Below are 23,791 nucleotides of genomic sequence, written 5' to 3'. Positions count from 1 at the left end.
GGCTCGCGCCTGACGGCGCGCCCCGGAATGACGGCGCAAGACGCGGTCACTTCCCCACCCATTTCGGCGGCCGCTTCTCCGAGAACGCCTTCGGGCCCTCGATGTAGTCCTGCGAGGCCACCATGGCCTTCACGGCCGGATAATCCCGCTGCTCCGCGATCGCCTGCTCCAGCGAGACGCCGAGCCCCTTCTGGATCGCCTGCTTCGAGGCGCGGATCGACATTGGCGAGTTCTTGGCGATCATCTCGGCCCAGCGCAGCGCGGCGGCGAGCGCCTCGCCCTGCGGCACTACCTCGTTGACGAAGCCGAGCTCAAGACCTTCCTTGGCGCTGACATGCCGGGCGGTGAGGATCATGCCCATGGCGCGCTTCAGGCCGATCTGTCGCGGCAACCGGTGCAGGCCGCCGGCGAGCGCGGCAAGGCCAACCCGCGGCTCAGGCAGGGCGAAGGTTGCGTTCTCCGCGGCGATGATCAGGTCGCAGGCCAGCGCGATTTCGAAGCCACCGCCCATGGCAACGCCGTTCACGGCAGCGATGATCGGCTTGTCGCAGTCGAAACGCGAGGTGAGGCCGGCAAAGCCGCCCTTGTCCCAGCCTCGCTTTCCCCCGGCCGCCTGCCACTTCAAATCGTTGCCGGCGCAGAACGCCTTGTCGCCGGCGCCTGTGACGATTGCGATCCACTGCTCAGGGTCCGCGGAGAAATCGTCGAACACTTTCTGCAATTCGAAATGCGCATCGGTGTGCAGCGCGTTGTAGACCTCGGGCCGCGACAGCGTCACGATCGTGATCGGCCCCTTGCGTTCCACCTTTGAGAATTTCAGCTCCATCGCGCGCTCCCGGATTTTCTTTCGAAGGAATATTGGCGCCATACTACCGTGCGGGTCCGCCTGAGCACCATCGAATTGCGCAAAGCGCCTTGCGCCTTCGGCACGTCTCGCCTTGCTTGACTTGGACGTGCTCTTCTCACCTTAATCGTGCGAAGCAAGAACGCGCCTAGCGCCTTAACGCAAAACGATAAATCATTCCGGGAGAGAACCCTTGGATTTCTCATTGCCTGCCGATCTCGTCGCCTATCTCGGAGAACTCGACCGTTTCATCGAATGCGAGATCAAGCCGCTGGAGGAAGCCGACGACAACATCCGCTTCTTCGACCATCGCCGCGAATGGGCGCGCACGGATTTCGAGAATGGCGGCCTGCCGCGCCATGAATGGGAAGCGCTGCTGCGCAAGGCCAAAGATCTCGCCGATGCCGCCGGGCATCTGCGCTTTCCCGTGCCGAAGCAATATGGCGGCAAGGACGGCTCCAATCTCTGGATGGCCGTGATCCGCGAGCACTTCGCCGCAAAGGGCCTTGGCCTGCACAACGATCTCCAGAACGAGCATTCCATCGTCGGCAATTTCCCCGTCGTCACCATGCTTGATCGCTACGGCCGCGACGACCAGAAGGCGATGATCGACGGCTCGATCAGGGGCAAGTACCGCATCACCTTTGGATTGACGGAGCCGCATCACGGCTCGGACGCCACCCACATGGAAACGCGCGCGGTGCCCGCGACCCGCGACAACGTCAAGGGCTGGATCATCAACGGCGAGAAGATGTGGACGACCGGCATGCACGTCGCCACGCACTGCGCGCTGTTCGCGCGCACCAGCGGCAATGACGGCGATGCCCGCGGCATCACCTGCTTCCTGGTGCCGGCCAAGAGCCCCGGCGTGAAGGTCGAGGAATACATGTGGACCTTCAACATGCCGACCGACCATCCCCGCGTCAGCTTCACCGATGTGTTCGTGCCGGAGAATGCGCTGTTCGGCGAGGTCGGCCGCGGCCTGTCGCTGGCGCAATGCTTCGTGCACCAGAACCGCATCCGCCAGGCCGCAAGCTCGCTCGGCGCTGCGGTCTACTGCATCAACGAGAGCGTCAAATATGCCCGAGAGCGCAAGCCGTTCGGCCGGGCGCTCGCGGAAAACCAGGCGATCCAGTTCCCGCTGGTCGAGCTCGCGACGCAGGCCGAGATGCTGCGCCTTCTGATCCGCAAGACCGCCTGGGAGATGGACCAGCTCACCGAGGAGCAGATCGAGCGCACGCTCTCCGACCGCGTCTCGATGTGCAATTACTGGGCAAACCGCCTCTGCTGCGAATCCGCGGACCGCGCCATGCAGGTCCACGGCGGCATGGGCTATTCACGCCACAAGCCATTCGAGCACATCTACCGCCACCACCGCCGCTATCGCATCACCGAAGGCAGCGAGGAGATCCAGATGCGGAAAGTGGCGGGGTTCCTGTTCGGCTATATGGGGCCGGGGAAGCATTGATAAGCCGTTCTGAATGCGACGAGCGTCTTGCGCGGCGGCAGTCTGGATTGCTTCGTCGTATCCGCGCAACGATGTGGAGAGAGAGAGAAACGCCTCTCTTCTCCGTCATTGCGAGCGCAGCGAAGCAATCCAGCATCTCTCAAAGGAGGTAGTCTCGATGGCTGCGCCTCGAGGCTAATTCACCCGCCGATCCTTGCCCGCCCAATACGGCTCGCGCAACTGCCGCCGCAGGATCTTGCCACTTGGATTTCGCGGCAGTGCCGGCAGGAACTCCACGCTCTTCGGCGTCTTGTAGCCGGCGATGCGCGTCCGGGTAAAGTTGATGATGTCGGTGGCGGTCGCCTCCTTGCCGGGCTTCATCACCACGACGGCCTTCACCGCCTCGCCCCATTTCTCGTCGGGCACGCCGATCACGGCGGCTTCTGCGACATCAGGGTGATCGCACAGCGCGCTCTCGACCTCGGCAGGGTAGATGTTCTCGCCGCCGGAGATGATCATGTCCTTGATGCGGTCGTGAATGTAGAGATAGCCGTCCTCGTCCATGTAGCCGGCATCGCCCGTGCGCAGCCAGCCGTCGCCGCGCAGCGTCGCAGCGGTGGCCTCCGGCAGATTCCAGTAGCCCGCCATGTTGGAGCCGGAGCGCGTCGCGATCTCGCCGACCTGGCGCGGCGGCAGCGGCTTGCCGGCCGGATCAAGGATGGCGATCTCGACGCCCGGCAGCGCCTTGCCGGCCGAGCGCATCCGCTCCAAACCTTCCACGTGATCCTCGGGCGGCAGCGCGACGATCGTGCCGGTCGTCTCCGTCATCCCATACAGCTGGACGAAGCCGCATTTGAAGACCTCGATGCATTCCTTCAGCAGCGCCGCAGGGATCGGCGAGGCGCCATACAGCATGTATTTCAGTCGCGAGAAGTCCACCGTCCTGGCGCGCGGCTGCCGCACCACGAACTGCATCGCCGCCGGCACCATGAACAGTTTCGTGATGCCCGACTGCTCGAAGAAATCCAGAATCTTGGTCGGGTCGAACTCGCGCGCGATCACGCCGCGCGCCCCGTGATAGAGCCCCATCACGCCCCAGCCGGAGCCGCCGATGTGGAACACCGGCATGGCGACCAGCGACACGTCGTCGGTCGACCACCGGTTCCACTCCGGCTTGTCCTCGGCATTGCCTGATTGCACGAGGTTCAGGAAGTTCGCGTGGCTCAGCATCGCGCCCTTGGGCTTGCCGGTCGTGCCTGACGTGTAGAGCTGGATCGCGACGTCTTTCGGGTCGATCGGCAGCTTGGGATCATTGCCGCTCTGCGCATCGCGCCAGGCCGTAAAATCCGGCCATTCCGCTGCGCCGTCCTCGGTGGTGATGATGGTCCGCACGCCCGGAACCTGATCCCTGATCTGGCGCACCTGCGTGATGAATTCCGGCCCGACGAACAGAACCGGCGCCTTGCAGTCCGAAACGATGAAGGCGACCTCGGGTCCGGCGAGCCGCCAGTTCACCGGCGCCATCACGACGCCGGCCTTCATCGCGCCCATCAAGAGCTCGAAATAGATGTCGCTGTTCTTGCCGAGATAGGCGATGCGGTCGCCGCGTCCGCCCCCCATCGTAAGGAGCGCGTTGGCGACCTTGTTGGTCTTGACGTCGAATTCGGCAAAGCTGGTGACGCGGCCCTCGAACTCGTAGGCGATAGCGTTACCGCGGCTCTTGGCGCGCTCGCGCACCATGTCGGGCGAGGTTCGCCAGTTTCTGTGTGGACATGTTTCTCCCGTGGCGTTTTGTTTTATGCCGGGGAGTGTGGCGACATCCGCGGATGAAGACAAGATGGGAGCCCGGCTGTCGTCCCGGCCAAGCGCGCCATAAGCGCGCGCAGATCCGGGACCCATACGCCGCAGCAGGGATTTGGCGCAGACTCGGGGTTACCTTCTCGCCCCACACGTCTCCCTGTGGTCATAGGTCCCCGCGTTCGCGAGGAAGGGAGTGCTAGTCCCTCACAGCGCCTCGCATGCGCAAAGCGCCATCACCCTCGCTTCGCGCGGTCCTTCTCGTTCTGCGCCATGATGCTCTCGCGCGCGGTCTTCCAGTCGTCGTCGCTCCAGTCGCGGAGCTGATAGAAGTTGCCGCCCATGGCAAGCGCCTGCGCGCCGTCCATTGCGATGGTCTCGCCGTTGATCCAGTCGCAGCCGCCGGAGATCAGGAACACCGCGAGGTTCTGCAGTTCCTCCATGGTGCCGACGCGGCCCATCGGGTTCATCGCCTTGGTGCGCGCGCCGGCCTCGTCGCCGGGCTTGATGCGCTTGCTCATGCCTTCGGTCGGGATCTCGCCCGGCGCGATGGTGTTGAGGCGGATGCCGTAGCGGCCCCATTCGGTCGCGAGCGACATCGTCATGGCATGGATTGCCGACTTGCTCATCGCCGACGGCACCACGTAAGGCGAGCCGTTGCGCACCCAGGTCACGGTGATCGAGACGACGTTACCGGGCTGCTTGTCCGCGATCCAGCGCTTGCCGACCGCATGGGTCACGTAGAACGTGCCGTGCATGACGATGTTGGCGACCGCGTCGAAGCCGCGCGGCGACAGCTCCTCGGTACGCGAGATGAAGTTGCCGGCGGCATTGTTGATGAGGTCGGTGAGGCCACCGTCGCGAAAGATGTTTTCGACCATCTCGTCGACCGCGAGCGCGTTGCGGATGTCGACGCCGTGGCTGGTGACGCGGCCGCCATAGAGGTCCATCAGCTCGGTGGCGGTCTCGTCGCACACGATCTTGCGGCGACCGCAGATGTGCACCTCGGCGCCGAGCTGGAGGAAGCGCGCCGCCATCGACTTGCCGAGACCGGTGCCGCCGCCGGTGACGAGAATGCGCCGGCCGGCCAGAAGATTTTCCTTGAACATGGCTGTTTCCCCCGTAGGGATTGTCAGTTAATTGGTCGATTGACTAAATCCGGCCGCCAGCGTCCTGTAAAGCGGCAACACGGCAAGAACAGGGGAGAATTCGTCCATGGAAGAGCGCGTCTCGATCTCGATCTCGGAAGGCGTCGCGGATGTGCGCCTGGTGCGCGCCGACAAGATGAACGCGCTGGATCAGGCCATGTTCGAGGCCCTCGTCGCCGCGACCGACCGGCTTTCGAAGGAGAAAGGCCTGCGCGCGGTCGTGCTGTCAGGCGAGGGCCGCGCCTTCTGCGCCGGTCTCGACATGGGACGTTTTGCCGCCATGAAGGAGAAGGGCGGCAACGGAATTCCGGGCGGCGAAAATCGCGACCTCACCAAGCGCACGCATGGCCAGGCGAACTTCCCGCAACAGGCGGTCTGGGGCTGGCGCCAGCTTCCGGTGCCGGTGATCGCGGCCGTGCACGGCGTCGCTTTCGGCGGCGGCTTCCAGCTCTCGCTCGGTGCCGACATGCGCTTCCTCTCGGCGGATGCACGGATGTCGATCATGGAGATCAAATGGGGCCTCGTGCCCGACATGGCAGGCACGCCGATCCTGGCCAGCCTCGTGCGCGACGACATCTTGCGCGACCTCACCTACACCGGGCGCATCTTCTCCGCGCAGGAGGCGATGGCTTACGGCCTCGCCACCCGCATCTGCGACGATCCGCGCGCCGCGGCGCTGGAGGTTGCGCGCGAGATTGCCGGCAAGAGCCCGGATGCGATCCGCGCCGCCAAGCGGATGTTGAACAATCTCTCGGTTGATCCGGGTCCGGCACTGCTTGCGGAATCGGTCGAGCAGCAGAAGCTGATCGGCAGCCCGAACCAGACCGAGGCCGTGCGCGCCAATCTGGAGAAGCGCGCGCCGAACTTTGCGGATTGATCTCTCCGTCGTTCCGGGGCGGTGCGAAGCACCGAACCCGGAACCTCGAGATTCCGGGTATGGTCCTTTGGACCATCCCGGAATGACAACCGACAACAAAGAAAAACAACAATGAGCGAAACGTCTGACTTCCTCGGCATCGTCTCCGGCGACCGCCGCCGCACCCATACCGAAATCGCCGATCGCGCCGACCGCATCGCGTCCGGTCTCGCCAAGATCGGTGTCCGCCAGGGCGATTGCGTCTGCATGCTGATGCGCAACGACATCGCTTTCCTGGAGGCCGCCTATGCCGCAATGCGGCTCGGTGCCTATGGCGTTCCGATCAACTGGCACTTCAAGCCGGAAGAGATCAATTACATCCTTAAGGACTCCGGCACGTCAGTGCTGATCGCACATGCCGACATGCTGCACGGCCTGCGCGATGCGGTTCCTGAGGGCGTCACCGTGCTCAGCGTGCCGACGCCGCCGGAGATCCTGTCCAATTACAAGCTCGATCCGGATCATCTGGCGACGCCTGGCTTTGCGATCGAATTCGAATCCTGGCTCGCGCAGCACCCGCCATATGATGGCCCGGTCGTGCCGCAGCCGATGAACATGATCTACACCTCGGGCACCACAGGCCATCCCAAGGGCGTGCGGCGCAACGCCCCGACGCCGGAGCAGCAGGCCGCCGGCGAGCGCATGCGAGCGATGATCTACGGCCTGAAGCCGGGCGCCCGCGCATTGCTGCCGGGCCCGCTCTATCATTCGGCGCCGAACTCGTTCGGCATCCGCGCCGGCAAGCTCGGCGGGGTGCTGGTGCTGATGCCGCGCTTCGAAGCGGAGGAATTTCTGGAGGCGATCGAGCGTTACAAGATCGACACCATCTTCATGGTGCCGACCATGTTCATCCGCCTGATGAAGCTGCCGGAGGCGGTGCGCAAGAAATACGACGTTTCCTCGCTGCGCCACGTCATCCATGCCGCCGCGCCGTGCCCGGCCGACGTCAAGCGTGCCATGATCGAATGGTGGGGGCCGGTGATCTACGAATTCTACGGCTCGACCGAATCCAGCGCCGTCACCTTCGCGACCTCGGAGGATGCGTTGAAGAAGCCCGGGACCGTCGGCAAGATCTCGCCCGGCGCCGAGCTGCGCTTCATCGGCGAGGACGGCCGCATGCTGGGGGTGGGCGAGATCGGCGAGATCTATTCCCGCATGGCCGAGCTTGCCGACTTCACTTATCACAACAAGCCCGAGAAGCGCGCGGAGATCGACCGCGACGGCTTCATCACCTCCGGCGACGTCGGCTATATCGACGAGGACGGCTACGTCTTCATCTGCGACCGCAAGCGCGACATGGTGATCTCAGGCGGCGTCAACATCTACCCGGCCGAGATCGAATCCGTGCTGCATGCCGTCCCCGGCGTGAATGATTGCGCCGTGTTCGGCATCCCCGATGCCGAGTTCGGCGAGGCCCTGATGGCCGTGGTCGAGCCGCAGGCAGGAATCACGCTCGCGGCCTCCGATGTCCGCGCCGCGTTGAAGGGGCATCTGGCCGATTACAAGGTGCCCAAGCACATCGAAATCCGCCGCGGCCTGCCGCGCGAAGATTCCGGCAAGATCTACAAGCGCCGCCTGCGCGATCCCTATTGGGAGCAGGCGGGGCGGAAGATCTGACACTGTAATAGGGTGACGGAAGTGCCCACCAATTTCGCTTACGGAGACATATCGTGGGACGGCGCGAGCGCGCCTTTGCCCATCGAAACAAATGCGCGAGCCGAAATTCGAGGATGGTAGCGGGCACCTGGTGGTACGCGCGGGAGTAGCAATCACCGGCCGGCTGGGCTAGGTTGGCATTCCCACGCCAGGCCCGTTGCAATCATCCATGCCGTCACACCGCGCCAGTCCCGGTTTCTTCGAAGTGCCTCATGCCGCCGTCTACACGCTGATGACCGTGAGGGTCCTCGCGTCGGGGTTCTGCTTCATCCAGGCGGGCGGTCCGGCGGCGCCGGCGGAGTTACTGTATCGCTACGGCGGCATGTATGCGACTGCGATCGCTCGGCATGAATACTGGCGCCTCGTTGCCTACGGTTTTCTGCACGTCAATTTGGTTCATCTCACCATGAACATGCTGTGCCTCGTGCTGTGGGGTGCACATCTGGAGCGGCGGGTCGGGCCGGCCTATTTTCTCATCATCTATCTCTGCGCGATGGTGCTCGGTGCCGTCATCGGCAACGGCATCCATTCCACACCCTATTTGACGGTCGGCGCGTCCGGCGCGACGTCGGGCATCCTGGGCGCACTGCTTTGCCTGTGGATCCTCGGCAAGCTCGAGGTCAGCTTCGATTTCTTCGCGATCAACATCGGCCTGAACATTGCGTTCGCGCTCGGCAATTCGCGCATCGATTGGGGCGTTCACCTCGGTGGCTTTGCGGCCGGGCTGATCGTCTGCGCACTGCTGGACCTGGTCGAGAAGGCGAATGCCTATCTGCTTCGCTGCAAGTTTCCCGAAGCCGTGAAGGTCAATCTGGCCGTGCTCGCCGGCGTGATGGCGCTGTGGGTCTGGAGCGGTCCGGCCCAGGCTATCGCTGCGGAGGCTTCCAGTTGGGGTCCGGTGATCATGATCGCGGCCGCATATTGTGCCGTCGTGAAGCTGGTCGATCTCGGGCTTTCCATGAAAAAGGGTCTCGCGATCGTCGTGACGGCCTTGGCCGGAGTGAACGCCGCCGTCGTGATGCTGTGCGGTTGGGCTCTGGCATTTTATTGTTGGCCGCACACGCCGATTGGATATCCCCCGCTCGACGTTTTTCTTGTCATACTCTGCTCGAATCCCATTCTCATCTCCGGGCTCAGCGCGATCGGCATCGCCGCACTGACGCTTTGGCTTTGCGCGAACGAGATTTCGCGCGGGATCGAGGATGTCGGGTTCGTCGGCACATCGTTGCGTGCGGAACGCAGCCGACGTCATGGACTATGACCTCGCGGGACGTGCTATACTGAAGGGGTCACTGACCCCACGGATAAAGCCATGGCCCCCGTTTCCATCCTGCTCAACCTGCTCTGGATCCTCATCGGCGGCGCCTGGATGGCGTTCGGCTGGGTGGTCGCCGCGGTCATCATGGCCATCACCATCGTCGGCCTGCCCTGGGCGCGAGCGGCGTTCAACATTGCCGTCTACACATTGCTGCCGTTCGGCTCGAAGGCAGTCAACCGTTACGACGTCACCGGCGTCGAGGATATCGGCACCGGCCCGCTCGGGGTGATCGGCAACATCATCTGGTTCGTGCTCGCCGGCTGGTGGCTGGCGCTCGGCCACCTCCTGACGGCGCTGGTGCTCGCTGTCACCATCATCGGCATCCCCTTCGCCTGGGCGCACCTCAAGCTCGCCGGCATCGCGCTGTGGCCGATCGGCAAGGTGATCGTGCCGGCCTGAGGCGAACGTGCGGAATGGGTAGGGCGCAGCGAAACCCATCAAGCCGGCCGCTGACGCCGAAAGCAAGCTTGCTGCTATGGCCAGCCCGCTTACCGCATCGCCCCCAAGTTCATCTTGCACTGCGGTAGAAAAATATCGCACACTCCCACCGACCGGGCCGCCAAGGGCGCGAGCAGGGGAGCGAGCCATGTCCCTCCAGACCGTATCATCCGACAGCACTGAGCATCGCGCCAATCGCCCTGATGACCTTCAGGTGACGGAAGCGGAAGCCCGACTGCGGGACGACATCCGCCTGCTCGGCCGCATCCTCGGCGACACCGTGCGCGACCAGGAAGGGGCCGACGTGTTCGATCTGGTCGAGCGCATCCGCCAGACCTCGATCCGGTTCCACCGTGACGAGGACCGGCTCGCGCGCCGCGAGCTGGAGCAGATCCTCGACAGCATGTCGATCTCCGAGACGGTGCGCATCGTTCGCGCCTTCAGCTATTTCTCGCACCTTGCCAACATCGCCGAGGACCAGAACAACATCCGCCAGATGCGCGCACGCAGCGCGGGCAAAAGCGGCGGCTCCGGCGTGCTGGCGGAGACGCTCGCTCACGCCAAGGCTGCCGGCATTGGTCCCGACCAGCTCCGTAGCTTCTTCAGGACCGCACTGGTCAGCCCTGTCTTGACCGCGCACCCGACCGAGGTCCGCCGCAAGAGCACCATGGACCGCGAGATGGAGGTCGCAGCCCTGCTCGACCGCCGCGAGCGCGTCGCGCTGACCGCGGAGGAGCTTGAGGCCAGCGACGAGCAGCTGCGCCGCGAGGTGCTGACGCTGTGGCAGACCAATCTCTTGCGCCGGACCAAGCTTACCGTGCTCGACGAGGTCGCCAACGGCCTGTCGTTCTACGATTACACCTTCCTGCGCGAGGTGCCGCGCCTGATCAACGCGCTGGAGGACCGGCTGGAGGAGGGTGGCGAACAGGCGGCCGGCGAGCTCGCCTCGTTCCTGCGCATGGGCAGCTGGATCGGTGGCGACCGCGACGGCAACCCCTTCGTCACAGCCGACGTCATGCGCGGCACGCTGCGGCTGCAGTCGAGCCGGGTGATGCAGTTCTATCTGAACGAGCTGCACGTGCTCGGCTCGGAGCTGTCGATCGCAGCCCATCTCGCCGACGTCTCCGAAGAGCTGCGTAACCTCGCCGAGCGCTCGCCGGACACCTCGCCGCACCGGAGCGGGGAGCCCTATCGCCTCGCGGTCTCCGGGATCTATGCGCGCCTGACCGCGACGGCCGAGAAGCTCGAGGTCGAGATCACGCGCCGGCCGGTCGGCAAGGGCGCGCCTTACGCGAGCGTCAAGGAGTTGCAGGCCGATCTCGATGTGCTGCACCGCTCGCTGATCTCCAACAATGCCCGCGTCATCGCCCGCGGCCGGCTGCGGCTCTTGCGCCGCGCGGTGGACTGCTTCGGCTTCCATCTGGCGCGGCTCGACATCCGCCAGAACTCGGCGGTGCACGAGCGCACCATCGCCGAGCTGATCGACGCAGCCAACCCCGGCATGTCCTATCTCGCGCTCGGCGAGGACGCCCGCATCTCGCTGCTGACCAATGAGTTGCGCTCGACGCGCGCGCTGGTGTCGCCCTTCGTCAAGTACAGCGACGAGACCATGGGCGAGCTCAACGTGTTTCACGCCGCTGCGGAAGCGCACGCGAAGTTCGGCTCGGACGCCATTCCCCAATGCATCATCTCGATGTGCAAGGGCATGTCCGACATGCTCGAGGTCGCGGTGCTGCTGAAGGAAGTCGGCCTCGTCCATCCCTCCGGGCGCAGCGCCATCAACATCGTGCCGCTGTTCGAGACGATCGAGGATCTGCAGGCCTCCTCAGGCATCATGGACCGCATGCTGTCGCTGCACGATTACCGACGTCTGGTCGACAGCCGCGGCGGCGTGCAGGAGGTCATGCTCGGCTATTCCGACTCGAACAAGGACGGCGGCTTCGTCACCTCGGGCTGGGAGCTCTACAAGGCCGAAATCAACCTCGTCGACGTGTTCGAGCGGCATCACGTGCGCTTGCGCTTGTTCCATGGCCGCGGCGGCTCGGTCGGCCGCGGCGGCGGCCCGAGCTATGACGCCATCATCGCCCAGCCCGGCGGCGCCGTGAACGGGCAGATCCGCATCACCGAGCAGGGCGAGATCATCTCGTCGAAATATTCCAACGCCGAAGTCGGCCGCAACAACCTGGAGATTCTGGCGGCTGCGACGCTGGAGGCGAGCCTCTTGCATCCGCGCCGGAGCGCGCCGCGCCGCGAATATCTCACCGCGATGGACGAATTGTCGAACCTCGCCTTCAAGGCCTATCGCGGCCTCGTCTACGAGACCGAAGGCTTCGTCGACTATTTCTGGTCATCGACCGTCATCAACGAGATCGCGACGCTGAACATCGGCAGCCGTCCGGCTTCGCGCAAGAAGACCCGCGCCATCGAGGACCTCCGCGCCATTCCCTGGGTGTTCTCCTGGGCGCAATGCCGCCTGATGCTGCCGGGCTGGTACGGTTTCGGCAGCGCGGTCGAGCAGTGGATCGCGGAGCATCCAGAGCAGGGCATGCCCTTCCTGAAGGAGCTCTACAGGGAATGGCCGTTCTTCCGCATGCTGCTGTCGAACATGGACATGGTGCTGGCGAAAAGCTCGATTGCGATCGCCTCGCGCTATGCCGAGCTGGTGCCCGACCAGGCCCTGCGCGAGAAGATCTTTGGCCGCATCCGCCGCGAGTGGCATTCCTGCATCGAGACGCTGCTCGACATCATGGGCCAGGACCGCCTCTTGCAGGGCAATCCGCTGCTGGAGCGCTCCGTGCGCCACCGCTTCCCCTATCTTGATCCGCTCAACCATGTGCAGGTCGAGCTCCTGAAAGAGCACCGCGCGCAGAACCCGGACGAGCAGGTGCTGCGCGGGATTCAGCTGACCATCAACGGCATCTCGGCGGGGCTGCGGAATACGGGTTGATCACTTTGTCGTTCCGGGGCGCCCGGAGGGCGAACCCGGAACCTCGAGATTCCGGGTTCGATGCTGGCGCATCGCCCCGGAATGACATTGCAAGCCTCAACAGAAATGCGCGCCCTGCGTCTCCACATAGACCGCATAGAGCGACTGGCTTGCCGTCATGAACAGGCGGTTGCGCTTCCTGCCGCCGAAGCAGACATTGGCGCAGGTCTCCGGCAGCAGGATCTGCCCGATCCGGGCGCCGTCGTTCGGCGCGAACACCTGGACGCCGTCATAGCCCGGACCGACCCAGCCGGCGCCGACCCAGATGTTGCCCTCGGTGTCGACGCGCAGGCCGTCAGGGAAGCCCGACTTGCCCTCCAGCTTCATGTCGATCAGCTTCTTCGGGTTGGACAGCTTTGCTCCGTCGATGTCGTAGGACCACACCACGTTCTCGGCCTGCGGATAGTGCGTGATGCCGGTGTCGCAGACATAAAGTTTCTTGTAGTCGTGACTGAAGGCGATGCCGTTCGGCTTGAACGGCTCGTCCGCGACCTTCGCAAGCTGCCCGGTCTGGGTGTCCAGGCGATAGACGGCTTCCTTCTGGTGCGGCTGCAGCGAGCCGGTGTTGGCGAGCTTGCCCTCGTAGATGCTGATCGCGCCATAGCCGGGATCCGTGAACCAGACCGACTTGTCGTTGGGGTGCACCACCATGTCGTTCGGGCCGTTCAGCGGCTTGCCGCCGGCCTGCTCGGCCAGCGTCGTCACCGATCCGTCATGCTCGTAGCGGACGAGGCGCGTGCGCTCGGCGGTGAGCTGGCGGCCCTCGGTGTCGAACGAGTTGCCGTTGGCCTCGTTGGACGGCTTGTGGAACTGCTCGGAGATGTGGCCGTCGTCGTCGAGATAGCGCAGCTGCCGGTTGGCGGGGATGTCGCTCCAGACGAGATATTGGCCTTGCGCGTTCCAGGCCGGCCCTTCCGCCCAGAGGCAGCCGGTGTAGAGCCGCTTGATCGCGGTGTTGCCGACCTTGGCCTTGAAGCGCTTGGGATCGATGACGACGATGTCGGGGTCGGGATAGCGCTGCGGCTCGGCATTGACGCCGAAGTCGCGGGCGTCGGCTTGCGAAGCGAGCAAGGTCGACGCAGCGAGTGTCGCTGCGCCCTTGAGCAACGTGCGGCGGCCGAGGCCGCCGGGTTCGCTTGCGGTCGTGTCGTCGGACTTGGTCAGTATTCTTGTCATGGTTTCCTCCCAAAGTTTCGTTGGGAGGACACCATTCGCCTGCATTCAGGCGTAAAGCAGAGCAATCTCGGGTCGAGACAACCGAAGATCGCAGGGCAGGAATGCCGGAAATGCAGCTAGACGGGATCCCAGGTGAAGATGTCAGCCGAGCGGTCGAGCTTGTAGAACGAGCCCTTCAGCGCCGGCATGCCGTGTTCCGCGATCGATTGCGGCGTCCAGCCCTCGCTCCGCTGCACCGAGCGGATCGGACGGTTCTGGCTGAACAGGAAGATCTCGTTCATGCGCACGCCGAAAATCTGGCCGGTGACGTCCTTGGCGGAATCGCCGAGCAGATAGCCGCAGAGCGGCGCGATCTTCTCCGGGCCCATCTGCTTGATCTTCTCGACCCGCGCCTTCTCGGCCTCGGTCTCCGTCGGGATGGTGCCGATCATGCGCGTCCAGGCGAACGGCGAGACGCAGTTGGAGCGGACGTTGAAGCGGCCCATGTCGAGCGCAATCGACTTGGAGAGCCCGACGATGCCGAGCTTTGCGGCGGCGTAGTTGGCCTGGCCGAAATTGCCGATCAGGCCGGAGGTCGAGGTGAAGTGCACGAAGGAGCCGCTCTCCTGCTCGCGGAAGATGCGCGCCGCGGCGTGGGAGACATAGAACGAGCCCATCAGATGCACCTTGATAACGGCCTCGAACGCCTCCACGCTCATCTTGTGGAAGATCATGTCGCGCAGGATGCCGGCATTGTTGACGACGCCGTCGAGCCGACCGAAAGCATCGGTCGCGGTCTTCACGATCTTGCTGGCGGGGATCGCTTCGGCGACCGACTCGAAATTGGCGACTGCGGTGCCGCCGCGCTTCTTGATCTCCTCGACCACCTCCTCGGCGGGCGCCGCGTTCGAGCCCGCGCCGTCGGCCGCGCCGCCGGGATCGTTGACGACGACCTTGGCGCCTTCGCCTGCGCACAGCAGCGCGATCTCGCGCCCGATGCCGCGGCCTGCGCCGGTGACGATGATGACCTTGTCCTGCAGTGATTTGCTCATGTGAGTGCTCCTGTTGTGTCCGTCATTCCGGGATGGTGCGAAGCACCAGACCCGGAATCTCGAGATTCCGGGTTCGCGCTGCGCGCGCCCCGGAATGACGGGCTGCTACCTCTCGTTCGTAAACACGATCGTGCCACTCGCCGCGAACATGCCGCCGACGCCGTGGCACACCGATATCTTCGCGTTCGGCACCTGCGCCGGCGCGATGCCGCGCATCTGGCGCACGCTCTCCTGCAGCGCATACATGCCGTACATGCCCGAATGCATGTAGCTCAATCCGCCGCCATTGGTGTTGAGCGGCAGCTTGCCGCCGGGCCGCGTATGGCCGCCCGCGATGAATTGGCCGGTTTCCTCGTGCGGCATGAAGCCGAGGTCGCCGAGCCCGAACAGCGGCAGATGCGCAAACGCGTCGTAGATCATGAGATGGTCGACGTCCTTGTGCGCGATGCCAGCCTCCTTGAAGGCCAGCGGCCCCGCCGTCTTGAACGCGCGCGAGGAGTTGAACGTCTCCATCTGGCTCACCATCGGCGTCTCCACGCTCTCGCCGGTGCCCATGATGTAGACGGGCTTTTGCGGAAAATCCTTGGCCCGGTCCGCCGAGGTCAGGATCAGCGCGCCGCCGCCGTCGGTGACGAGGCAGCACTGCAGCAGCCGGAACGGATAGGCGATCATGCGCGAGTTGAGGACGTCCGCGACCGTGATCGGGTCCTTCATCATTGCCCGCGGATTCTTCGCCGCCCATTCCCGCTGCACCACCGCCACTGAAGCGAGTTGCTCGTGCGTGATGCCGTAGGTCTTCATGAAGCGCAGCACGGGGATCGGGAACATGCTGGGCGGGCCGTAGACGCCGAAAGGAGCCTCAAACTGACCGTTGAGGCTGTCGGCCGGCGTCGAGCGCGGCAATTTGCCGATCATCGACTTGCCGCTCTCGGCATGGGTGATCAGCACGGTCTTGCACAGGCCCGCCTCGATCGCGGCCGCGGCGTGGCGGACGTGCAGCATGAAGGAGCAGCCGCCGACCGAGGTGCCGTCCACCCAGGTCGGCTTGATACCGAGATAGTGGCAGACCTGCTGCGGCGTTTCGACCGCCGTTGCGAAGCCGTCGATGTCGGACAGCTTCAGCCCGGCGTCGGCAATGGCATTGAGCGCCGCATCCGCGTGAAGCTGGAGCTGCGACATATTCGGGATAACACCGAGCTCGGTGGTCTCGGCGGCGCCGACGACGGCAACCTGGTTTTTGCGCATCGCTTATCCCTTCGCCGGACGGAAGACTGGGAGGGTGATCTTGTCGTCGAGCTCCTGGAACGCGACCTCGAGCTTCATGTCGAGCTCGAGCGCCTCCGGCGTCTGCGGACAGTCGATGATATTGCTCATCATCCGCGGCCCCTCGGCGAGCTCGACCACTGCGATCGCATAAGGCGGCGTGAAGCCCGGCGCGGCGGGGCGGTGGTTGATCACGTAGCTGTAGAGGAAGCCCTTGCCGCTCGCCTTGAAGATGCTGACCTTGCGCGAGGCGCAGGAGGGGCAGAACGGGCGCGGCGGGAAGTAGACATGGGCGCAGGCGTCGCAGCGCTGCAGGCGCAGTTCGCCCGCCTTCGTGCCGTCCCAGAAATGCTGGGTCTCCGGTGTCGGTTTCGGTCGCGCGCGCTGCGGTTCGGCCATATTGGCGGCTCCTCCCAAGAGGCAGGCTTCACGCCTGCCTGTTTCGATCTTGATGCGACAATCGACCATGGTGCGTCAACGGTCCAGCAATGCGCATGCATGCCATCATGCGCACAATGCTTGTGTCGGGCTGAGCCAGCGCTATAGATTGCGCGCGCCAATATTCCGTGAGACAGACATGCCCGATTTTCCGACACTGGCGAAGCTCGCCGACGACCTCGAAAGCGGCCGCACGACCTCCCGCAAGCTCGTGGAAGCGTGCATCGCCAGGATCGCTGATCCCGCCGGCGAGGGGCAGCGCACCTTCATCCACGTCGACAACGACGCGGCGCTGACGACCGCCGACGCCATGGATGCCCTGCGCAAGGTCAAGGCTGCGCCCTCGCGTTATGCCGGTATTCCCATCTCGATCAAGGATCTGTTCGACATCAAGGGCCAGGTGACGCGGGCCGGCTCCCGCGCCCTCGACGATTCCTCGCCGGCCGAGCAGGATGCCGCGACGGTGGCACGCCTGCGCAAGGCCGGCTTCGTCGTGATCGGCCGCACCAACATGACCGAGTTCGCCTATTCCGGCATCGGTATCAATCCGCATTACGGCACGCCGAAGGGGGCTTGGAACCGGGCGGTGGGCCACGTGCCCGGCGGCTCGTCCTCGGGCGCGGCAGTGTCCGTGCTCGATGGTATGGCGCACGGCGCGCTCGGCACCGACACCGGCGGTTCCTGCCGGATCCCGGCTGCCTTCAACGGCATCGTCGGCTACAAGCCGACGCAGCGGCGCGTGCCGCTCGACGGCTCGGTGCCGCTGTCGTTCTCGCTCGACAGCATCGGTCCCTTGGCGCGATCGGTCAGCTGTTGCGCCATACTCGATGCGGTGCTCGCGAACGAGCCGATCACGGCGCCGAGGCCGCGCCCGGTGAAAGGCATGCGGCTCGCGGTGCCCACCACGATCGCGCTCGACGACCTCGATGCTGAGGTCGCCGCGACCTTCGAGCGCGCGCTGAAATCGCTCGCCGATCACGGGGCCATCATCGAACGGATCGAGATGGCCGAATTCCACGACATCGGCCCGATGAACGCCAAGGGCGGCTTTGCGGCGTCCGAAAGCTATGCCTGGCATCGCTATCTCATCACGGCCAAGGGCGACGTCTACGACCCCCGCGTCTCGGTGCGCATCCTGCGCGGCGAGGCGCAGAGCGCGGCCGACTACATCGACCTGCTCAACGAACGCCGCTCGCTGATCGCCCGCGTCAACGCCCGCATCGCGCCCTATGACGCGCTGGTGCTGCCGACCACGCCCAACACGCCGCCGAAGATCGCCGACCTCGCCGACGATCAGGCATTCACCCGCGAGAACATCCGCGCCTTGCGCAATTGCAGCCTGATCAACCTGATCGACGGCTGTGCCATCTCGCTGCCTTGTCATCGCGAGGGCGACGTTCCCGTCGGCCTGATGCTCGCCGGCGCTGGCGGCGCGGACCATCGCATTTTCGAACTTGCTGCCGGCATGGAGGCCGTCATTCGTGTTTGACCTGACTTTCACCGTCGACGCCCAGTGCACCACCACGCCGTTGACACTGGCGATCGACCAGATGGTCATCGCCGGCTGGACCGGTCGCGATCCCGTCGCGCGCGACAAGCACATCGCCGAGCTCAAGGAGATGGGCATCGCCCCGCCGGCCTCCACGCCGATCTACTACCGCGCCTCGGCGCGGCGGCTGACGCAGGAGGACAGCATCGAATGCAGCGGCGGCGATTCCTCGGGCGAGGTCGAGTTCGTGCTGATCGGCTGGCAGGGCCGCATCTTCGTCGGCTGCGGCTCCGACCATACCGACCGCAAGGTCGAGGCCTACAGCGTCACGGTCTCCAAGCAGATGTGCGACAAGCCGATCGCCTCCACGCTGTGGGAGCTGGAAGACGTCATCGGCCATTGGGACAAGATGATCCTGCGCTCCTACGCCACGATCAAGGGCGAGCGCGTGCTCTACCAGGAGGGCACGCTGGATGCCATGCTGCCGGTCACCGACCTGATCGCACGCGGTGGCTTCGATGGCGGCAAGTTCCCCGACGGCTGCGCCATGTTCGGCGGCACGTTTGCGGCCAAAGGCGGCATCCGCCCCGCCGACCGCTTCGATTTCGAGCTCGAAGATCCCGTGCTGAAGCGCACGATCAGGCACGGCTATGACGTTGTGACGCTGCCGGTGAGGGGCTGAACGCTCTCCAGCGTCATTGCGAGCGCAACTCTCTCCTCCGTCATTGCGAGGAGCCCTTGCGACGAAGCAATCCAGGCTGGTTCTGTGGAGGGATCCTGGATTGCTTCGCTCCGCTCGCAATGACGGGGAAGTGGGCGGAAATCGGGTGGCGGGGCCGAGGTCGGGCTGCGAAGGTGATTGCTATGACAATGACCGCACGAAAATCAGCCCAGCCCTCTGTTCCCGACCTCGTCGCCCACGTCGACGCCCTCGATTGGCCGCAGATCACCGCCGAGCTCGACGCCCAGGGCTGCGCCGTCCTGAAGAACCTGCTGACGCCGGACCAATGCCACGCCATCGCCGCGCTGTACCCGGACGACGCGCACTTCCGCAGCCGCATCGTGATGGGCCGCCACGGCTTTGGCCGCGGCGAGTACAAGTATTTCGCCTACCCGCTGCCGGGCCTGGTCGCGCAGCTGCGTCCCGCGCTGTACGCGCACTTGCACGCCGTCGCCAATCGCTGGAACGAGGCGATGGGGATCGACATTCGCTATCCCGAAAGCCACCCCGCGTTCCTGAAACGCTGCCACGAAGCCGGCCAGGCACGGCCCACGCCGCTGCTGCTGCAATACGAGGCCGGCGACTACAATTGCCTGCATCAGGACCTCTATGGCGAGCACGTGTTCCCGCTCCAGGTCGCGATCCTGCTCTCCGAGCCCGGACGCGATTTCACCGGCGGCGAGTTCGTGCTGACCGAGCAGCGTCCGCGCATGCAGTCCCGCGCAGAGGTGGTTCCCCTGGCGCAGGGCGATGCGGTTGCTTTCGCTGTGCATCACCGCCCGGTGCAGGGGACACGTGGCACCTACCGCGTTAATCTGCGCCACGGCGTCAGCCGGATCAGATCCGGCCGGCGCCACACGCTGGGTGTGATCTTCCATGATGCCAAATGAGCGCAGGCGTTGACGGCTGATCTGTTCGACGCGATCGCCGAAGCCCAACCGTCGCGCGAACAGATCGCGGACGGTGCCGTGCTGCTGCGTGGATTCGTCAAGCCGATCGAGGGCGAGCTGATCGATGCGGTGCGCGCCATCGTGGCGCAATCGCCGTTCCGGCGGATGACGACGCCAGGCGGTCATCTGATGTCGGTGGCGATGACCAATTGCGGCGAGCGCGGCTGGATCACCGATCACACCGGCTATCGCTACGATCCCATCGATCCGCGCACCGGCGCGCCGTGGCCTGCGATGCCGCCGCTGTTCGCCGATCTCGCACGCCGTGCGGCGGAGCAGGGCGGCTTCCAGGAGTTTGCGCCCGATGCGTGCCTCGTCAACCGCTACGAGCCCGGCACGCGGCTGTCGCTGCATCAGGACAAGGACGAGCTGGACTATTCCGCGCCGATCGTCTCGGTCTCGCTCGGCCTGCCTGCGACGTTCCTGTTCGGCGGCATGGCGCGCAGCGACAAGCCGCGGCGTTTCCGGCTGGTGCATGGCGACGTCGTGGTCTGGGGTGGGCCGTCACGGCTCGCCTATCATGGCGTGGCGCCGCTCGCCGACGGCGAGAATGCGCTGCTCGGGCGGAAACGGATCAATCTGACATTTCGGAGGACGCGCTGAAAGACCGGTCGTTCCGGGTTCGCGCTTTCGCGCGCCCCGGAATGACAAAACTACGGCTTCGGCGGGTGAATGAATGCCCATGGGCTCACTTCCGAGTCCCTGGTCACCTCGACCGAGATCAGATACGGCCCGCCATGGCTGAGCGCCTTCTCCATCGCCGCCCTGAATTGGTCCGGCGCGGTGACGCGCGCAGCCGCAACGCCAAAGGACTCCGCGAGCTTGACGAAATCCGGATTGACGAGGTCGGACGCCACCACGCGGCCGTCGAAACGTTCGCGCTGGTCGCGGCGGACATTGCCGTAGGCGTTGTTGTTGAACACCAGCGTCACCACGCCGATGTTGAACTGCACGGCGGTGGAGAGCTCCTGTACGCCGAACATGAAGCCACCGTCGCCGGTGATCGCCACCACGGGCTTGTCAGGATTGGCGACCTTGGCCCCGAGCGCGGTCGGGAAGCCCGAGCCGAGCGTGCCCTGGTAGCCCGAGGTGATGAAGGTGCGCGGCTGATACACCGGGAAGCCGTACCAGGAGGCGAAGCCGACCTGCGACAATTCATCGGTCACGATCGCATTCGCCGGCAGCACCTCGCGCAGGATGTTGAGATACGCCATCTGCGGCTGAATGCGCTGGATCTCGGCTTGCGTGGCCGCCGTGGCCTCGCGGATCTCTCCGCGCCGGCCGCGGCCCTTGGCATAGCCGGCCTTCTTCACGGCCGCGACCAGATCGGCCGTCCCGGCCTTGGCATCCGCGACGATGGCGGTATCGACGACGAGGCGGCGCATCTCGGCCGGATCGATGTCGATGCGAATGGATTTGAGGCCGCTCGGTTGGTAGGGCCAGCGGAAGCCGGATGCCGGCAGCTCCGCGCGGGTGCCGATCGCGATCATCAAGTCGGTCGTCGGCCACAGCTTGTAGGCGGCGGCCATGGTCAGGCCGAGCTCATGCGCGTTGGAGACAATGCCGCGGCCACTGCGGAAGGCAACCACGGGCGCGTCGATCATCTCGGCGAGCTCGAGGATTTCCTCGCCGGCCTCCATCGCGCCGCTGCCGACGAAGATCATCGGCGCCTTGCTGGCCTTGATCAGCGCGGCCGCCTGCTTGACGAGATCAGGATCGGGCTGCGGGGCGGCAAGCGGCTCCAGCACCTGCGCTGCGGCGGTCGCAGCGCGCTGAGTGAAGACGTCCCAGGGCATCTCGACCGAGGCGGGGCCGCGCCGGCCCGACATCATTTCCTGGAACGCGCGTGCGACGATCGTCGGTGCGTTGCCGGGATATTCGATCCGGTCGGCCCATTTCACATAGGTGCGCAAGGTCGCAAGCTGGTCCGGCATCTCGTGGAGATGGCCGCGGCGCTTGCCCAGGAACTGCGTCGGCACCTGGCCGGTGACGCACAGCACCGGCTCGTTGCAGCCAAAGGCGGTGAGCAGCGCCGCGCTGGCATTGAGCACGCCGGGGCCGGGCACCACGCTGAACACGCCGGGCCGGCCGCTGGAGCGCGCATAGCCGAACGCCATGTAGCCGCAGGCCTGCTCGTGCCGGGCGCCGATCACCTTGAGCTGGGCCTGGTGGAAGGCGTCGAACAGGCCGTAGACCTGCGCGCCCGGCAGGCCGAACACGGTGTCGACGCCGTGAGCAACAAGCCCGCTTACGATCGCTTCGCCGCCGGTGAGGGTGGTCATGTTTGACTATTCCACTTCGATGATTGTTCAGGCTTCGTCGACGACGCCGTTGCGCAAGCGTCCGATTCCCTCGGCCTCGACCTCGACGACATCGCCGGGCTTCAAGTACCGCGGCGGATCGAACCGGGCGCCCGCGCCGGTCGGCGTGCCCGTGACGATGATATCGCCGGGGACCAGCGTTGCGAAGGTCGAGATATAGTTCAAGAGATAGCGGAACGGGAACATCAGCCGGCTGGTGCGATCGTCCTGCCTGAGCTCGCCGTTGACATGCGTGGTGAGCCTGATGTCGGCGATCTGCGATTCCCTTGTGTAGGGCACCAGCCAAGGGCCGAGGCTACCGCTGGAATCGAAGTTCTTGCCTTGCGTGACGTTGAACTTGGCGTGGCGCAGCCAGTCGCGCACCGAGCCTTCGTTGCAGAGCGTAAGCGCGGCGATGTGATCGAGCGCGCTGCTTTCGGGGATGTGCCGGCCCTGCTTGCCGATCACCAGCACGATCTCACCCTCATAGTCGAGCTGCGCGGACACGCGCGGGCGCACCAGCGGCGTGTTGTGGCCGACGAAGGAGCGGGGCGAGCGCATGAACATGCTCGGATATTTCGGCGCGTCCTGCCCGTCCTTGTACTCGGCATTGCGGTCGGGATAGTTGACGCCGATGCAGATGATCTTTTCCGGCGCCGGTACCGGCGGCAACCAGGTGATGTCGGCGAGCGCATGATCCGGCGTGCGGCCGGCGGCCTCTTCGGCAAAGCTGATGAGCTTGCCCGCAGCGATCACCTCGCGCAGCGTGGGATAGTCTCTTGCGTGACGCGCCGAGAGATCGACGATGCCGCCCTCCAGGACGGCGCCATAGCTGACGTCACCCTTGACGGAATAGGTGGCGAGACAAGGCAGCTTCATCAGTCCGCCACCAGCACGTCGGCCACGAATTTCGGCTCGCGCACGGCCTGGCCCGTGAACGGTGAGCCCTGCTCGAACCATGAACGCGGGGCAGGGGCGCCCCACAGCGTCTGGCGGCGCGGATCGCGCAGCGACCAGCGCAGCGGCTCGTGGTCGTGATCCCCGGTGAAATAGTCGCTGGTGTAGAGCTCGAGGCGGTGTCCGTCGGGATCGCGGACATAGAGGAAGAACGCATTCGAGATGCCGTGGCGTCCCGGGCCGCGCTCGATGTTCTTGACGAAACCCTGCGAGGCCATGACGTCGCAAAGATGGATGATGTTCATCGCCGTCGGCGTCCAGTAGGCGAAATGATGCAGCCGCGGGCCCTTGCCATTGGTGATCGCAAAATCGTGAACGTTGCCCTTGCGGTGCATCCAGGCCGCGGCGATGCGCCCGTTGGGCCCGTCCTCCTCGGCATATTCGGTGAGGCGAAAGCCGAGCCGGGCGTAGAATTCCATCGTGTCCTGCACTTCGGCCGCGAAGACGTTGAAGTGGTCCAGTCTCTGCGGGTGGCAGCCCCGGTAGAGGTCGTAGCGGCGCAAGAGATGCGGCCGACGATCCATCGCGGCATAGAGCTCGATCTGGAAGCCGAAGGGGTCGGTGAATTGCAGGGTGCGGCCCTGGAATGGCTGATCCACGAACGCGTAGGAAAGGCCGTTCTCGGACATGAACGCGGCGGCCTTGTCGAGATCCTTGTCGTTGCCGACCTTGAAGCCGAGCCGGGCGCAAGCCGGCACTGCGGCCTTCCGCAGTACCAGCGAGTGATGCTGGTGCTCTTCGGCGGCGCGCAGGTAAACCACCTTGTCGTCGGCATCCTCGACATGCAGGCCGACGGTGGTCTCGTAGAACTCGCGGCTCAGCTTCAGGTCAGTCACGTCGAGCACGACGTGACTGGAGCGGATGATGTTGAACGGCGGCTCGAAGACGTGTTGCGGTACCGGCATGTGCGTTTCCC

General features: G+C 65.1%; 20 protein-coding genes. 10 read left to right on the top strand and 10 right to left on the bottom strand.

Annotated features, from left to right (window positions below):
• Window positions 1-46: 46 nt before the first annotated feature.
• Window positions 47-826 carry an enoyl-CoA hydratase-related protein gene (locus tag P6U31_RS25050; protein WP_407184437.1) on the bottom strand — a complete coding sequence of 260 codons (780 nt, stop codon included), beginning with the start codon at window positions 824-826 and terminating at the stop codon, window positions 47-49.
• Window positions 827-1,037: 211 nt separating this feature from the next.
• Here P6U31_RS25050 and P6U31_RS25045 point away from each other — a divergent pair, with 211 nt between their 5' ends.
• Window positions 1,038-2,312 carry an acyl-CoA dehydrogenase family protein gene (locus P6U31_RS25045; RefSeq protein WP_407184436.1) on the top strand — a complete coding sequence of 425 codons (1,275 nt, stop codon included), beginning with the start codon at window positions 1,038-1,040 and terminating at the stop codon, window positions 2,310-2,312.
• 174 nt (window positions 2,313-2,486) lie between these two features.
• On the opposite strand, the gene P6U31_RS25040 is transcribed toward P6U31_RS25045, so the two are convergent.
• Both P6U31_RS25040 and P6U31_RS25035 read right to left on the bottom strand, forming a co-directional pair.
• A complete protein-coding gene (locus P6U31_RS25040) occupies window positions 2,487-4,031 on the bottom strand; it encodes a fatty acid--CoA ligase (RefSeq protein WP_407184435.1) in 1,545 nt (514 codons plus the stop codon).
• A 293-nt stretch (window positions 4,032-4,324) separates the two neighbouring features.
• A complete protein-coding gene (locus tag P6U31_RS25035; protein ID WP_407184434.1) occupies window positions 4,325-5,197 on the bottom strand; it encodes an SDR family oxidoreductase in 873 nt (290 codons plus the stop codon).
• Window positions 5,198-5,303: 106 nt separating this feature from the next.
• Here P6U31_RS25035 and P6U31_RS25030 point away from each other — a divergent pair, with 106 nt between their 5' ends.
• From P6U31_RS25030 to ppc, 5 genes are all read left to right on the top strand, one after another.
• Complete coding sequence (locus tag P6U31_RS25030) at window positions 5,304-6,113, top strand: crotonase/enoyl-CoA hydratase family protein (RefSeq protein WP_407184433.1); 810 nt, start codon at window positions 5,304-5,306, stop codon at window positions 6,111-6,113.
• 111 nt (window positions 6,114-6,224) lie between these two features.
• On the top strand, window positions 6,225-7,769 hold the full coding sequence (locus tag P6U31_RS25025) for an acyl-CoA synthetase (RefSeq protein ID WP_407184432.1): 1,545 nt from the start codon (window positions 6,225-6,227) through the stop codon (window positions 7,767-7,769).
• A gap of 208 nt (window positions 7,770-7,977) precedes the next feature.
• Window positions 7,978-9,069, top strand: a complete 1,092-nt coding sequence (locus tag P6U31_RS25020; RefSeq protein ID WP_407184431.1) for a rhomboid family intramembrane serine protease — start codon at window positions 7,978-7,980, stop codon at window positions 9,067-9,069.
• A 51-nt stretch (window positions 9,070-9,120) separates the two neighbouring features.
• Window positions 9,121-9,525 (top strand): YccF domain-containing protein, encoded by a 405-nt coding sequence (locus tag P6U31_RS25015; RefSeq protein ID WP_407184430.1) that lies wholly within the window; start codon window positions 9,121-9,123, stop codon window positions 9,523-9,525.
• Between the two features lie 187 nt (window positions 9,526-9,712).
• Complete coding sequence (gene ppc, locus P6U31_RS25010) at window positions 9,713-12,511, top strand: phosphoenolpyruvate carboxylase (RefSeq protein WP_407184429.1); 2,799 nt, start codon at window positions 9,713-9,715, stop codon at window positions 12,509-12,511.
• Window positions 12,512-12,607: 96 nt separating this feature from the next.
• Here ppc and P6U31_RS25005 read toward each other — a convergent pair whose 3' ends face one another.
• From P6U31_RS25005 to P6U31_RS24990, 4 genes are all read right to left on the bottom strand, one after another.
• Window positions 12,608-13,726 (bottom strand): SMP-30/gluconolactonase/LRE family protein, encoded by a 1,119-nt coding sequence (locus P6U31_RS25005; RefSeq protein ID WP_407184428.1) that lies wholly within the window; start codon window positions 13,724-13,726, stop codon window positions 12,608-12,610.
• 116 nt (window positions 13,727-13,842) lie between these two features.
• Window positions 13,843-14,757, bottom strand: coding sequence for an SDR family NAD(P)-dependent oxidoreductase (locus P6U31_RS25000; protein WP_128924548.1), 915 nt, complete (start codon window positions 14,755-14,757; stop codon window positions 13,843-13,845).
• Between the two features lie 105 nt (window positions 14,758-14,862).
• The gene (locus tag P6U31_RS24995; RefSeq protein ID WP_407184427.1) at window positions 14,863-16,002 is read right to left on the bottom strand and encodes a thiolase C-terminal domain-containing protein; all 1,140 of its coding nucleotides are present in this window, start codon (window positions 16,000-16,002) and stop codon (window positions 14,863-14,865) included.
• Window positions 16,003-16,005: 3 nt separating this feature from the next.
• Window positions 16,006-16,419, bottom strand: coding sequence for a Zn-ribbon domain-containing OB-fold protein (locus P6U31_RS24990; RefSeq protein ID WP_028172362.1), 414 nt, complete (start codon window positions 16,417-16,419; stop codon window positions 16,006-16,008).
• Window positions 16,420-16,597: 178 nt separating this feature from the next.
• Here P6U31_RS24990 and P6U31_RS24985 point away from each other — a divergent pair, with 178 nt between their 5' ends.
• From P6U31_RS24985 to alkB, 4 genes are all read left to right on the top strand, one after another.
• Window positions 16,598-17,947: an amidase gene (locus P6U31_RS24985; RefSeq protein ID WP_407184426.1), complete on the top strand. Its 1,350-nt coding sequence runs from the start codon at window positions 16,598-16,600 to the stop codon at window positions 17,945-17,947.
• Window positions 17,940-18,629 (top strand): DUF2848 domain-containing protein, encoded by a 690-nt coding sequence (locus P6U31_RS24980; RefSeq protein ID WP_407184425.1) that lies wholly within the window; start codon window positions 17,940-17,942, stop codon window positions 18,627-18,629. The genes P6U31_RS24985 and P6U31_RS24980 overlap by 8 nt, the downstream gene beginning before the upstream one ends.
• Before the next feature lie 182 nt (window positions 18,630-18,811).
• Window positions 18,812-19,558, top strand: a complete 747-nt coding sequence (locus P6U31_RS24975; protein ID WP_407184424.1) for a 2OG-Fe(II) oxygenase — start codon at window positions 18,812-18,814, stop codon at window positions 19,556-19,558.
• A gap of 9 nt (window positions 19,559-19,567) precedes the next feature.
• Window positions 19,568-20,221 carry a DNA oxidative demethylase AlkB gene (alkB, locus tag P6U31_RS24970; protein WP_407184423.1) on the top strand — a complete coding sequence of 218 codons (654 nt, stop codon included), beginning with the start codon at window positions 19,568-19,570 and terminating at the stop codon, window positions 20,219-20,221.
• A gap of 50 nt (window positions 20,222-20,271) precedes the next feature.
• Here the strand turns inward: alkB and P6U31_RS24965 are convergent, their stop codons facing one another.
• The 3 genes from P6U31_RS24965 to hpaD are packed head-to-tail and all read right to left on the bottom strand — an operon-like array spanning window position 20,272 to window position 23,780.
• Window positions 20,272-21,900 carry a thiamine pyrophosphate-dependent enzyme gene (locus P6U31_RS24965; protein WP_407184422.1) on the bottom strand — a complete coding sequence of 543 codons (1,629 nt, stop codon included), beginning with the start codon at window positions 21,898-21,900 and terminating at the stop codon, window positions 20,272-20,274.
• A gap of 27 nt (window positions 21,901-21,927) precedes the next feature.
• A complete protein-coding gene (locus tag P6U31_RS24960) occupies window positions 21,928-22,797 on the bottom strand; it encodes a fumarylacetoacetate hydrolase family protein (protein ID WP_407184421.1) in 870 nt (289 codons plus the stop codon).
• A complete protein-coding gene (gene hpaD, locus P6U31_RS24955) occupies window positions 22,797-23,780 on the bottom strand; it encodes a 3,4-dihydroxyphenylacetate 2,3-dioxygenase (protein WP_407184420.1) in 984 nt (327 codons plus the stop codon). The genes P6U31_RS24960 and hpaD overlap by 1 nt, the downstream gene beginning before the upstream one ends.
• Window positions 23,781-23,791 lie beyond the last annotated feature (11 nt).

It is taken from the genome of Bradyrhizobium centrosematis, from assembly GCF_045571495.1.
GTDB lineage: Bacteria > Pseudomonadota > Alphaproteobacteria > Rhizobiales > Xanthobacteraceae > Bradyrhizobium > Bradyrhizobium centrosematis.
This window is presented reverse-complemented; position numbering and strand designations above follow the sequence as displayed.